The sequence below is a fragment of the Arthrobacter sp. AL12 genome, from assembly GCF_029960645.1.
In the GTDB taxonomy this organism is placed as follows: domain Bacteria; phylum Actinomycetota; class Actinomycetes; order Actinomycetales; family Micrococcaceae; genus Arthrobacter.
This window is the reverse complement of record NZ_JASBQY010000020.1, coordinates 36,275-49,056: the sequence shown is the minus strand read 5'-3', so window position 1 is coordinate 49,056 and position 12,782 is coordinate 36,275. Positions and strand designations below refer to the sequence as shown.

Below are 12,782 nucleotides of genomic sequence, written 5' to 3'. Positions count from 1 at the left end.
GAGAATGACGCAAAGGACAGAGCAAGTGAACGAGAATGCTGCGCCGACGACGGGACCCGTGTTCCCCAGGATGCTGACTCTTGAGCAGGTTCAGGAGATATTGAACGTCAAAAGTCCACTGGTCTATGCGCTCGTTCGCAGCGGTGCTCTTCCCGCCGGGCAATTTGGTGGACGCGGTGTGTGGCGGGTCCGGGAAAGTGACCTCGCGGCGTATATCGACGCGGCATTCGTGAAGACCGCTGAACGCATTGCAGCGGGACAGATCAGGGAAGACGACGACCCCACGGAAGACTAAACGCGCTGCAGAACGAACGAAGGCCGGCACCTCATGAAGGTGCCGGCCTTCACCGTATCCGCGTACCGGAATCTCCTTGTGTCCACGGCCGAAAAAGAGCCAGCCACATCCCACACTGACGCCGGAGCAGCGCGCCTAGGACCATGGGAAACGAAGCCGCTGGCGACCACACCCACGTCCAGGCTGTGCATGATCGCCGGCCCCCGGTGGTGAGCTTCAAATCCAAGGTGACCTGGCGGTTGTGTGCAGCCGGTCAGCTGGGTCCCGTCGTCCACGTGTGTGCGGGAAAAGCAGCGGAGCGATTGGGCTTTTGCCGTGCCCATGTGGGCGAGGGGTTATTACTCGGAGCCGCCAGCAACGGCAGCTGACTCAACCGTGGTCTTCCGGCCCCGTGGACGCCCGCCGGCCTTCTTGGCCGGTGCGTCCAGGCCGAAGCCGCGCAGGTCGGATTCGGTCCAGTCTGCGCGCAACGCGGTCTGGTAGTCCTTGGCGTACTTCTGTTCGGCTACGGCGAGCAGCTGGGCAGCTTCCTGGACTTCGACGCTGCTGGCAGCTGCCTGCTTGACGGCGTTGACTTTGGTGTCCCGGGCGGCGTCGATCTTGGCGGCGGCTTTGGCGGCGATGTCGTTGATATCCATACCCAAACCCTACCTGCCACCGCTGACGTCGGGAGGGAGGTTTTCTGACGTCCCCCGCTGGACGCGAAAAACCTGCAAAGCCAACCGTACGGAGCAAGCTATACACTTACACGGGTGTAAGTGGCATGCCGCGCTCGACACTGGCGGTCGAGTGCGGCACACTGGTCAGTGTGGTCCCCGGTTCCGGGGTCGCTGCGCTGGGCCTTGAAGGGATGGATTGAATGTCGGATGAGGGATTCACTCACCGTTTCAATCTGTCGCGCCGACGCCGGGAAAACACTCCCGCCGGCACCAAGAAGCGCCGTGACCTGTGGGTCACTGTGGAAGAGGAAGCCGCGCTTGTTGCAAGGGCCGAACGCGAGAAGGTGACCGTCCCCAACCTGCTGATTACCTCGGCATTGTCCGAGGCGCAGGAGACGACAACTGAACGACGGGCCGCTATCGCGGAACTGATGTCGCTGCACAATTTGCTGGCGCGTTCCTCCAACAACATCAACCAGCTCGCACGCCAGGCCAACGCCACGAGCGAGTTCCCCGCCGAGGCGCACGAAGCGTTGAAGCACATCCGCTCCGTTGCCATGCGCATCGACGAAGCCATAGACGGGCTGATGTAGAGATGATCCCGAACATCACCCGCGGTTCGCGCATGGGCGGGCTCATGGTTTACCTGGCTTCCACGGATGCCAACAAGACCAAGAACGCACACTCCGATCCGCACCTGGTAGCCGGTGACGCGGCGATCATGGCGTGGTACGACGACGGTGTCCTGGACCGTGACGATGCCCTGGCAATCGCCAAGCATCTGGACCGTCCACGCAAGGCTTATGGCGTATCGGTTCAGATCAAGGACATGCAGTGGGACGCGGCCAAGAAAGAGCGCGTCCATGTCGGATACAAGGACGCCAGCGTGTGGCACTGCTCGCTGAGCCTGCGCGCCGAAGAGGGCGCCCTGACGGATCAGCAATGGGGCGATATCGCCAATGACTTCGTGGACTCCATGGGCTTCACCGAAACCAGCGGAAAGGCCCGCTGCCGGTGGGTCGCGGTCAACCACGGCACGAGTGAGAGCGGCAACCACCACATCCACCTGGCCGTCTCCCTGGTCCGCGAAGACGGCACCAAGGCATCTACGCACGGCGACTACAAGAGGGCGCAGGAATCGTGCCGTGAGCTGGAAGTTAAGTACGGGCTGGAACAGCTCTCCACCGTGCACGCCACCCGAGGTTACGACCGGGCCGAGAAAGCCACCGCTGTCCGGGACGAGCGGGAAATGCACCGCTCGTCTTTGGCCCGGAAAGTCCGCGCCAGCGCCAGCTCCTCGGCGACCGAAGGTGAGTTCGTCCGGCGCGCGCGCGACACCGGAATGCTGGTTCGTCCGCGCTATGCGAAGAACACCACCGACGTCATCGTCGGGTACTCCGTGGCCGAACGCCCGAAGCAGGGTGAACGTCCTATCTGGTTCGGCGGCGGCACCCTCGCCTCCGACCTGAAGCTCGGTGCTTTGCGTGAAGAGTGGATGGATTCACCGCACCTGGCAACCGAGGCCGCAGCGGAGTGGAACGCAGCCGCCCGCAACAGGCGCACCGTGTCCAGGACCGGCCCCGAGAACGGAACACCCCCGGCGGAAATGTGGGTGGAATACACGCGGAACGCGACCGCACTGGTTGAGCAGCTGCGCACATTGCCCCGCGACGATCACGCCACCTGGGCGAAAGCAGCAAGGGAAGTATCCGGCGCGTTCGCGGCATGGTCCCACCGGCTCGAACCGACGCCGGGTCCGCTGGCGGCCACCGCCGCCGAACTGTCCCGCACCGCCCAGCTCCGGGCACGACGGCAGCACAGCAAGCCTGTCGCTCTGCCGTCCATTGCCGGCACTGCCATGTTGTTCATGGCCGCGTCCAGCAAAAACAAGACGGCCGCGCAATCGGCGCTCATGCTGCAGCTGGTGAACACTGCCTTCGCCATCCACGAAATGCACCAACAGTCCGGACGAACCCGTGAAGCGCAGCGGCTCCGGGCCGTCGTCACAGAGCAGCTGAAGCCGTTCGCGGCCACCATGCCCCGCCCGGTCTCCGTCGGTGCCCCGGAACAGGCAGCGGCAACGAACTCCGTAGAACTTGGACTGCGCGGCATGGCGCCCATCCGTCCAGGGTCGGCGGTACCGAGCACACCAACGCCGGCCAGGACCCGCCAGCACGCGGGCCGTGATTCCGGCCCCGTACTGGACCGATAACGACCACCACCAACTGCAAGGGGAGCACGATGAGTGAATCAGACGGAATGGACGAATTTCTGGACGGCGGAATGCGGCAGTCCCTGATGATCGCGTCCCGCATTGCCGAGACGCTGGCCCGTCGCCGGCAGGAATCCCAACGGCAGCAGGAACACCAGGATGCCCAGGCAGCGCACGAAGCGCAGGCCCGCCTCGCGGCAGACCGCAGCGCGGCACACGCGGCGCTGGCACCGGTAGAGAAGGACCAATGGTGGGACAAGGCCCAGCCCCACGACATCGCCACGGCACACGCCGTCGCTGAAGGCTGGAAAGACTACGACCCGACCGCCCTCGCGGCCTCGGAAAAGATCCGTCAGGAAGTCCTCACCCGCTACGGCATCGACACCCGCGATGCCGGCAAGGATGCCGGATATCTGGAATCAGATATCCAGAATGCCGCCACGGACAAGGCCCGGCAGGACGCATTGGAACGCAGCCAGGAAGAGACACGCACGGCGGCGGCGGAACACGAGAAAGCCATGGGATTGTTCGCCGCCGCCCGCGCCGAAGAACTCCGCGCCCAGGCCGCGACACTGGCCCCGGAAATGGAACGCCACCAGGTGCCAGTCGAATACCTTGCCAACCCCGAGCTGGCCCAAGCGCTGCAGACCGCCCACACTGCGAAGACCCCTGCAGCAGTGGCGGCCGCGGACGCCACCGTGCAGGAACGCCTGTTCCTCATCGGCAAGGACGGCATCAACGGTCCCGACATCGACCAGCTGCGTAAAGAGACCACCTCGAACGTCAACGGCGCCGGCGACGCGCACTTCGAGGATCCGGAGTTCGTGCAAGCAGCCAAGAGCATGCACGAGGCCAGGCTTCTGGCCGCGGCCGGTGTCAAGAGCGAACAGTGGGAGTACCTGGACCAGCGGTACGAACTAGCCGAGAAAGAACTCTTCGCTCGGATGGAAAGCGTCGGCCGCGAGGTCGAAAACTGCGTCACCGGTAACGACAGCAACCGGCTCCAAGACCAGGGCCTGAAAACGGCGACCACGTCGGCAACCGACTACGGGTCAGCGGAACGCCAAGAAGCTTTCGCCGCATCCCTTGCCGGAACAGGAGCGACCGAAACCCAAGTCCGGGGACGCGCCGCTGCCGAGCGCAGCGAAGGCACACACCCCCGCGCAGCTGTCACCATGGGTAAGGGCGCAGCCAAGGCCAAGAAGACCCGCACAGGGGCAGCAGTGGGCGCAGACAGGACCAAGAGCGGCCCCACCCGCTAACCCCGTCCCTGTCGTTGCAACGGTGGTAGAGAAGAATCGGCAGTTGAAGCCGGGCCCCGCGGGGAAGACGGCCGAGCAGGCGCACTATATTCGGCTCATGAAGCAAGGATTCAATAATTCTGAAGCCTTCCGGGTCGTCGCAGTGGGGCGGAAGGCCGGCTCGTACTGGCGCAACGGCCGCACGGCCCGGGATCCGCTGACCGGACGGGTTTGCAGCTATGCGGCCGTGACCGTGGTGCGGGCGCAGTCGGCGGTCATCTCTCCCCTGTACTTGTCCTAGGAGGAGCGGATCACCATTGCCGACTGGCTCCGCGCCGGAGAGAGCCTGCGCTCGATAGCCGCCGGGCTGGGCACGGCACGTCGATGGTGTCAGCCGGGAACTGCGCCGGAAGCGGAACCCTGCGGGACAATACCGCCCGCACTACGCACAGGAGAAGGCCCGGGCCCGGCGTCAGCGACCATGGCCTGGCACTGGCCGTATCTGACCCATTTCACCGGTGCCCACTTTGTGCGTGGGCTATTCGGCGATGTCCTCGGCCCATATTTCAGGGTGTTCGCCCTGGAAGGTGCGCATCATCTCGACGCATCGGACATCATTCAACACCACCACTTCGACGCCACGTGAGCGCAGAAGATCGAATTCGCCGGGGAAAGTCATGGCCTCGCCCACCACTACGCGCGGAATCTTGAACTGGATGATGGTCCCGGTACACATCGCACACGGTGCCAGGGTGGTATACAGGGTCGTGTCACGGTAGCTTTTCTGGCGTCCGGCGGCCCGCAGCGCAGACATCTCGCCGTGGGCTATTGGATCACCATGCTGGACGCGCTCGTTGTGGCCGCTGGCAATCACTTCCCCGCCGCGGGCCAAGGCAGCGCCGATCGGGATGCCGCCCTCTCGGAGACTCTTTTGGGCGGCCTCGTAGGCAGCTTCGAAGACCGGGTCTGTGACGGTTCGTTCAGTTTCGGACATGAGTGCAGTCTAAGTCGCGCGCGTCGAAGAATTTTTGGCGGCCTCTGACGGCTTGACATCGAGGCTATGTTGAACAAGGGCTTCCTAAATGGCTCCGATTCAGATGTCCCAGCGCATGTTACAAGCAAAAACCAACACCGTCGGCCGGCCCGTATCGGGAACGCGAACCGCCAATGTGAACGCCTGGAGCAGCGATTGTTTACTTGGCGGCGAGATAGGAGCCTGAAGAATTCACTTGCTAGGGCAAACTCGGCACGGACGAGGGCGAACACGGGGTTCCGAAACCCTCAAAAGAGGTACCGGTTGGCCATTCGCCCATATGGCTCACATAGGAACCAGTGCCGCGATGAGCACCAAGGCCACACCAAGCGCACCTACGACTCCTGCAAGTGCAAGTCTCCCCCGGCGACCGGGCAGGTCACTTCTTATGCCCTTTCGTTGTTCAAGCGTCAGCAGGAAGGCTGACGCAGGGACAAGCACCAGGCCTGTAACCATAAACGTTGCCTGGATCGTAGTCATTGGCTTTCTGCCTTCAGCACCTAAGCGGATGTTAGCTGCGACTCTATATCTGGGACGGGTCGTTTTGTGTGACCAATGGATTTCAAAAGATCCACCGCGTGGAAGTAGCTGACCACCCACAGCCGATTGCCCGAATGGGACCTAGATCTCTGCTCCGGTTCGCCTGTGGACAGTTTTTTCCTCTGGGCGCAGCATGGTCGGGGTACACCCTGCGCCAGTGTCGGGGAATTCGGGAACAGCAATGCGGCGGCGCGGGTGCAGGGCATCCAGCGGTGCCTGGTCGAAACCGGGCCGGCTGTGCCGCGCCCCCGCCGACTCTCTGTCGGTGTACATGTCATCACGCCGGAATGCGGCGGCCAGCAGATACTCGACCTGCCTGTCTCCATCCTGGCCTTTTGGTCTGTACCCTCACTTAGTCGGTGCGCGAAGTAGCCTGACACGAAGGCGCCGCGGGAAAGTCTCCCCGCGGCGCCTTCGTCTCATTGGGTGAATCGCGTGCCCTTTGGGTCCCTAGGCCGGAACAACCGCAGGCGCGGGTTCATGGAGCAGTTCACTTCCCAGATCGACGGCCAGATCCCGGACAACCTGTCCGTACAGCAGGCCGCCCTTGGCTGCGCTGGAGCCAGCAGCGGAGGAGAGGCAGCCGGTGGCGGGTGTCCGTTCCGGAACCACCGGGAGCCTGTCGAAGCGCGGGAGGACCGCAGCGGGACCGTCGACCAGGCGGTCCATGGCTACCCGAGCCGGTTCGAGGTGGAGCATGAGCGAGGTTTCCAGGACCCCGCCGTGCTCGATGTCCCAGCCCGGGAAGCCGCCGGGATAAACCTCCTTCAGCGTTTGCTCGCTAACGAAGTCCCAGTAGGAGAGCAGCAGGCCGCTCTGCTCTGCCCCCGGCTTGATGCCCAGATCCTCAAGGGCCAGGTCGATTCCCTCGTACAGGAACTGGTAGTTCTCGAAGTGGCCGTTGATGAAGACCACGTGCCGGACGCCTTGGTTGAGGAAGGACTTGACCAGGTTGCGGGCCACGCCGATCAGGGTGGCGCCATCCAGACTGACGGTGCCAGGGAGGTGGTTGCCGCCACCGGACTTCTGCTGCGACTTGTATCCGTAGGCGATCGGCTGGGCAACGAGTGCACCCAGCCGCCGGGCGACACCCTCCGCGAAGTGGGATGAAAGGATGGTGTCCGTCCCGAGCGGAAGGTGGGGGCCGTGCTGTTCCAGGGACCCGACGGGAATGAGGACGATTGCCTCTCCGGATGCCAAGGCTTCGCGGTAAGCGAAAGCATCCAGGTCTTCCAGAAATACTGACTTGTCCATGCTGGTGGTGCTCCTCGCTAAGTGCCGTGTGCAACGTGGCGGATGACGCCCTCACCGGATGTCAGGCGCTGATGATGTTGTGGGCCGGGCCGAAGGGGAATCCGGTGGTGTTTTCGGCACCACCGGGGTGAGCTCTTGGTCAGAGACCGGCGGGGCGAGCGGACACGGCGGGAAGGTTGGCCGTCCCCGTGGCGGATGCCTCGGGGGCGGATTGGGGGTCGCTGCGGAAGTGCAGGTAGCGGCGGTGGTAGCGCGGTCCGAGGATGGCGTAGGTTGCGGCGCTGGTCAGGCCGCCGGCGAGCCAGGAGAGGTCCCAGCCGCCGAGGGCGACGGCGATGGGTCCCTGCATGGCCGGTACTAGTCCGTACATGAACAGCCAGGTGGCGAAGATTCCGAGGAGCAGGGAGGCGATGCCTGCGGGGTTCACGGCCGGGAGGCGCTTGGTGCCGACGGCGTCGAACAGCCGGGTGGGGTCGCCGGGCCAGCGCTTGTCAAGCCAGAAGTAGTGGACCAGCATGACCCCGCCCCAGGCGGCAACCCAGGCCACGAGTCCGATGAGCCAGGCATCCAGGACGGAGGCGAAGTCCTCCTGGAAGATGAAGAAGACGACGGCGGCGAGTGAGAAGACGCCGACGAAGAGGTTGAGTTTGCGGCGGCTGATGGTGATGTCGAGGGCCTGCGTCGCGACGGAGAAGGTGTAGATGTTCAGGATGTTGGTGGCGATGGGGCCATGCAGGACCATCAGCAGGACCGGGAGAGCCATGACGCCGAAGTTCTGGACGATGAGTTTGCCGGGGTCGATCTCACCGCTGTTGGTGGCCAGGCTGGCGCCCAGGATGCCGAGCCAGACGACCGGGATGAACTGCCCCAGCACAGAGGCCAGGTAAAGCTTGCGCTTGGGTACTTCGGTGCTGACGAAGCGGGAGTAGTCGGCGGCGTAGGTGAACCAGGTTATGCCCCAGCCGATGCCGATGGCCGTCATGACTGCGCTCATTGCGGCGATGCGTTCGGAGCCTTCGAGGATGTTGCCGGCGGGGCCGGCGTAGGTCCAGTTGATCTTCATCCCGAACCAGGCAACGGCGGACATCACGGTGAGGATGATGATGGTGGGAGGGACTGTCCACTTTTCGAACGCCGCGATGGCCTTGTAGCCGAACCAGGCAATGGCGACCTGCGCGGCCATGATGGTGGTGGCGACGCCGATCTTCCAGGCGTAGTTCTTTGCATCCGGATCAACCCAGCCGAGGGTGCCGAACAGTGCCATCACCAGGTCCAGGATGATCCATGTATTGACAGCGCACCAGCCGATGACCAGGAGGGCCTGGATGGCTGCCGGAAGGTAGTTTCCGCGGCGGCCGAAGGCGGCCCGGGCCAGGACCATGCCGGTGGCCCCGGTTTTCTGGCCCAGCAGGACAAAGCAGCCGAAGAGCAGCATGCCGATCAAGTTCCCCAGAACCAGAACGGTGACGGTGTCGGCGAATCCGAGGCCGAGGTGGATGCCGAGGGCGCCGAGCACCCAGTTGATCGGGGCGAGGTTGGCGCCCGCCCAGATCCAGAACTGACCGGAGACCTTCCGGGTCCGCTGGGATTCGGGAATGGGCTGGAGCCAGGCCTCGTGGTCTATGTGGTCCTCGTTGACCACTGGACCGGTGGGCACCGCTGGGGATTGTTCACGCATTGGAGCCTCCGTGAGAGTTTTAGGTCCTTTAAGGTTATGTGGCGCGCACCACATAACCTACATAGAATGTGTCTAGATAATGCTTGTTCTATGCGACGGAGCGTCATGCCAATACGTCTTCAGGATGTCCTGAACCACCCGACGCTGCGCGTCGCTGACCCCGTCATCCGGGCCGCGGCCGGCACCGCGGCCGGCACCCAGCTCCGCTGGATCCACTCCAGCGAAATTTTGGACATTGCCCCCCTTCTTGACGGCGGGGAGCTGCTGCTGACGGGAGGCGAGGCGTTGGCTCACGTCTCCGAGGAACGGCAGATCATGTACGTCCGCCAGCTGGCAGAGCGGGGCGTGGCCGCGCTGGCGATCGAAACCGGCGTCACGCTCCCCTCGCTCCCGTCCGCGATGGTGTCGGCCGCCGAGGCAGCCGGTCTCCCCCTGATCGAACTCCGCAAAGTGGTGCCGTTTGTTGGTGTGATGCAGGCCATCAACTCAAAACTGGTCAGCGAGTCGGTGGCCCAGTTGCGGCGGGCGGACGAGGCGAGCCACGCGATGGCCGTCGAACTGGCGCACGGCGGCAACCTGGACCGGATTCTGGCGGTGCTCGCCGGCATCATCAATTCCGAAGTGACGTTAGTGTCCCTCGCGGGCGCAACGCTCGCCAGCGCGTCGCCGGGCGTCGCCGGCGAAGAGTCAGACGATGAAATTGCCGGCTCAGTTCCCGCCGGCCAGGTTCACGCCCGTCTGATCCACATTGACGTGCCGGTGCGCGGCATCCCTGCGGCGCATCTGGTGCTCCGGGTCCCGGCGCACGGGGACGAAAACCTTGCCCGCACTGCCGGAAAACGCTCGGTGGATATCCTGGCCCTGGCAATGCTGCAACGGATGTCGCCCGGCCTCCGTGAGGTTGCGGGAGCTGCCCTGATCCGCGCGGTTGATTCCGGCAGCCAGCCGTGGCGGCTGCAGCAGTTGGCCTCGGCAGCCGGCATCCCGGCGTCCGTTCCGCTGGTAGCCATGGTGGTCCGGTCAGATACCTCTCAGCAGTTGCGGACGTCGGTAGAGCAGTTGCTGGCCCGGGCGGCGCACGCCCACGCCACTTACGTCGACAACGCCGAGCTGCTCGCGGTGGCGAACCTTGGCGGCGGCAATCCGGACGAGAGCCGGCAAAAGCTTATAGCCGGTCTGTTGGAGCTCCCGGCCCTGGCCAGAACGCTCGCGGCTGTCGGCCCCTGGGTGGCCGGAGTTTCGGATGCTCCCTGGTCGCTGTCCGAGGCCAAACTCACCCTGGAATTGGCCGCTTCCCGGGAACAGTCCCGTTCCGAAACTGGCGGTGCGCACCATCCCGTCGTTGACGCGGAGGCGTTCGCCGTGGAGCGGCTCGCCGTTCAATCGCTGGACCCCTATCAACGACGGAATTTTGTGCGCCAGCAGCTGGGGTCGCTCCTGGACCATGATGCACGCCGCAATTCGCGGCTGCGCGAGACTCTGGAGACGTGGCTGGATTGCGGCTGCAACACCGCCCAGGCGGCGAGGGAGTTGCATCTGGAACGTCAGTCGATGCACCAGAGGCTGCGGCGGATCTTCGAGCTCTGCGGCGGGGATCCCCGGGAAACGGGACGGCTGGCGGCCTTGCATTTAGCCACCCGGCTCGCACCGCTCGTCTGAGGAGTAACCATTGAGCCTCGCCGCAGCCCGGGCTGCCCTCAGCCCTGGGTTCGGTTGGCGAGTTCCGGGTTTCCGCCCAGCCGGGTGGTGACGTGGTGCGCAGCGGCGGCGCAGGACTCGCCCAGGCTTTGCAAACGTTCGCGGGAAACGCGGAACCGCGGGGCCGGAATGAGGACCGCGGCCACGATGTCGCCGCGGTGGTCATAAACCGGCGCGGCCACGCCCACTTCGTCGATGGAAGATTCACCGTAGTTAATGGCCCAGCCCCGGCGGGCCACATCGCCGAGTTTGATCTGGTAGCCGTCCAGGCTGGCATCATCCAGCCCCGGGTAGGTGATGGTTCCGCTGCGGAGCAGGGCGCGGACACGCTCGGTCGGTTCGGCGGAGAGGAACACCTGGACGGAGGCGCTCATGGCGTCCTGGTACCGGGCTCCCAGCGGGGTGGTGTGTTTGATCTGGTGATGGCTGGCGATCTGTTCCACGCACATCGATTCCGTGCCGTTCCAGACCATCAGGGCGCTGGTTTCGCCGGTTTGTTCGGTGAGTTCGCGCAGGACCGGGTAGGCCACGCGCCGTTCCTCCAGTTCCGCCAGCAGCGGGCCGGCGACGGCGATCAGCCCCAGGCCCAATCGGAAACGGCGGGTTTCCGGGTCCCGTTCCACCAGATGTTCCTGTTCGAAGGTGGCCAGGATCCGGGAAACCGTGCTCTTGTGCAGGCCTACCCGATTGGCAATCTCAGTGACACCGAGCAGCGGTTCATCGGCGGTGAAAGACCGCAGTACGGCGATGGCGTTGACGATGACGGAGGTGCCCTTGGTGTCGCCGTTTCCGTTGGTGTCAGGGGATTCTTCTGGACTCATGGTGGTTCCCATCATTCCGTACGAGGGACGAAAGCGGCGCCACGTGGGACGTGGCGCCGCTTCTTCGTGGATCAGGGGTGGTTAGGCGCCCACGATGTTGTATTCCGGACCGAACGGGAACTTCGTGATGTTCTCCGCCCCGTCCTCGCCGACCACCAGGATGTCGTGCTCACGGTAGCCGCCGGCGCCGGGCTGCCCGTCCAGGACGGTGATCATCGGTTCCATGGAGACCACCATGCCCGGTTCCAGCACGGTGTCGATGTCCTCGCGGAGCTCCAGACCGGCTTCACGGCCGTAGTAGTGGCTGAGCACGCCGAAGGAGTGTCCGTAGCCGAACGTCCGGTTGGCCAACAGGCCGTGGCCCACGTAGATCTCGTTCAGCTCGGCGGCGATGTCCTTGCAGACCGCGCCGGGCTTGATCAGTTCGAGGCCGCGCTGGTGGACTTCGACGTTGATGTTCCAGAGCTCCAGGGAGCGGGCGTCGGGTTCGCCGTAGAAAAGGGTGCGCTCCAGGGCGGTGTAGTAGCCGGAGGTCATGGGGAAGCAGTTCAGCGACAGGATGTCGTGTTCCTGGATCTTGCGGGTGGTGGCCCAGTTGTGGGCGCCGTCGGTGTTGATGCCGGACTGGAACCAGACCCAGGTGTCCCGGATTTCCGAGTCCGGGAAGGTCCGGGCGATTTCGTGGACCATGGCTTCGGTGCCGATCAGGGCGACCTCGTATTCGGTGATCCCGGCGGTGATGGCGTTGCGGATGGCCTCGCCGCCCAGGTCGCCGATGCGGGCTCCGTGCTTGATGACCTCGATTTCCTCGGCTGATTTGATCATCCGCTGGCGCATGGCGGCCTGGGCGACGTCCACGAGGGTGGCGGAGTCGAAGGCTGCCTGGATTTTGTTGCGGTTGTCCAGCGGGAGTGAATCATCTTCGACGCCGATCCGGCGCGGGTTGATGCCGCGGGTGCGGAGCGCCTCCTGGATGGCGAAGATGTAGTTGTCGCGGCGCCAGTCCGTGTAGACCACGTTGTCACCATAGCTGCGGCGCCAGGGCATGCCGGCGTCGATGTTGGCCGTGACGGTCACGGTGTCGTCCTTGGTGACCACCATGGCGTAGGAGCGGCCGAAATAGGTGAACAGGAAGTCGGAGTAGTACTTGATGGAGTGGTAGCTGGTCAGGACGACGGCGTCCAGGTTCTTCTCGTCCATGATGCGGCGCAGGCCGGACAGCCGGCGCTCGAACTCGGCGTTGGAAAAGGTCAGCTTTTCCTTCTGTCCGTTGTGCAGGACTTTCAGTCGCTCCAGTTCGGAAATCGACGAGGCGTTCGCAGAGGTGGTGCTGGTCATGGTGGTGCCTTTC

The 12,782-nt window shown here is 64.3% G+C and carries 12 protein-coding genes; 6 read left to right on the top strand and 6 right to left on the bottom strand.

The features are described from left to right. The first annotated feature begins 4 nt into the window (after positions 1–4). Complete coding sequence (locus QK291_RS17100) at positions 5–295, top strand: helix-turn-helix domain-containing protein (RefSeq protein WP_282383938.1); 291 nt, start codon at positions 5–7, stop codon at positions 293–295. Between the two features lie 338 nt (positions 296–633). On the opposite strand, the gene QK291_RS17095 is transcribed toward QK291_RS17100, so the two are convergent. Next, positions 634–933, bottom strand: coding sequence for a hypothetical protein (locus tag QK291_RS17095; protein WP_282383936.1), 300 nt, complete (start codon positions 931–933; stop codon positions 634–636). A 221-nt stretch (positions 934–1,154) separates the two neighbouring features. Here QK291_RS17095 and mobC point away from each other — a divergent pair, with 221 nt between their 5' ends. From mobC to QK291_RS17075, 4 genes are all read left to right on the top strand, one after another. Further along, positions 1,155–1,547, top strand: a complete 393-nt coding sequence (gene mobC, locus QK291_RS17090) for a plasmid mobilization relaxosome protein MobC (RefSeq protein ID WP_282383934.1) — start codon at positions 1,155–1,157, stop codon at positions 1,545–1,547. A 2-nt stretch (positions 1,548–1,549) separates the two neighbouring features. Further along, entirely contained in the window at positions 1,550–3,166 is a 1,617-nt protein-coding gene (locus tag QK291_RS17085) for a relaxase/mobilization nuclease domain-containing protein (protein WP_282383932.1), read from the top strand. A gap of 29 nt (positions 3,167–3,195) precedes the next feature. Further along, complete coding sequence (locus QK291_RS17080) at positions 3,196–4,428, top strand: hypothetical protein (RefSeq protein WP_282383931.1); 1,233 nt, start codon at positions 3,196–3,198, stop codon at positions 4,426–4,428. 97 nt (positions 4,429–4,525) lie between these two features. Beyond that, complete coding sequence (locus tag QK291_RS17075) at positions 4,526–4,708, top strand: hypothetical protein (RefSeq protein WP_282383930.1); 183 nt, start codon at positions 4,526–4,528, stop codon at positions 4,706–4,708. A 237-nt stretch (positions 4,709–4,945) separates the two neighbouring features. On the opposite strand, the gene QK291_RS17070 is transcribed toward QK291_RS17075, so the two are convergent. From QK291_RS17070 to QK291_RS17060, 3 genes are all read right to left on the bottom strand, one after another. Further along, entirely contained in the window at positions 4,946–5,401 is a 456-nt protein-coding gene (locus tag QK291_RS17070) for a nucleoside deaminase (protein ID WP_282383929.1), read from the bottom strand. Between the two features lie 1,029 nt (positions 5,402–6,430). Then, a complete protein-coding gene (locus QK291_RS17065; protein ID WP_282383927.1) occupies positions 6,431–7,234 on the bottom strand; it encodes a creatininase in 804 nt (267 codons plus the stop codon). A gap of 139 nt (positions 7,235–7,373) precedes the next feature. Continuing rightward, positions 7,374–8,912 carry a cytosine permease gene (locus QK291_RS17060; RefSeq protein WP_282383925.1) on the bottom strand — a complete coding sequence of 513 codons (1,539 nt, stop codon included), beginning with the start codon at positions 8,910–8,912 and terminating at the stop codon, positions 7,374–7,376. Positions 8,913–9,017: 105 nt separating this feature from the next. On the opposite strand from QK291_RS17060, the gene QK291_RS17055 reads away from it, so the two are divergent. Continuing rightward, positions 9,018–10,571 (top strand): PucR family transcriptional regulator ligand-binding domain-containing protein, encoded by a 1,554-nt coding sequence (locus QK291_RS17055; RefSeq protein ID WP_282383923.1) that lies wholly within the window; start codon positions 9,018–9,020, stop codon positions 10,569–10,571. A gap of 38 nt (positions 10,572–10,609) precedes the next feature. Here the strand turns inward: QK291_RS17055 and QK291_RS17050 are convergent, their stop codons facing one another. Together QK291_RS17050 and QK291_RS17045 are read right to left on the bottom strand one after the other, a co-directional pair. Continuing rightward, a complete protein-coding gene (locus QK291_RS17050; protein WP_282383921.1) occupies positions 10,610–11,431 on the bottom strand; it encodes an IclR family transcriptional regulator in 822 nt (273 codons plus the stop codon). Between the two features lie 81 nt (positions 11,432–11,512). Continuing rightward, positions 11,513–12,769 (bottom strand): aminopeptidase P family protein, encoded by a 1,257-nt coding sequence (locus QK291_RS17045; RefSeq protein WP_282383920.1) that lies wholly within the window; start codon positions 12,767–12,769, stop codon positions 11,513–11,515. Positions 12,770–12,782: the final 13 nt, after the last annotated feature.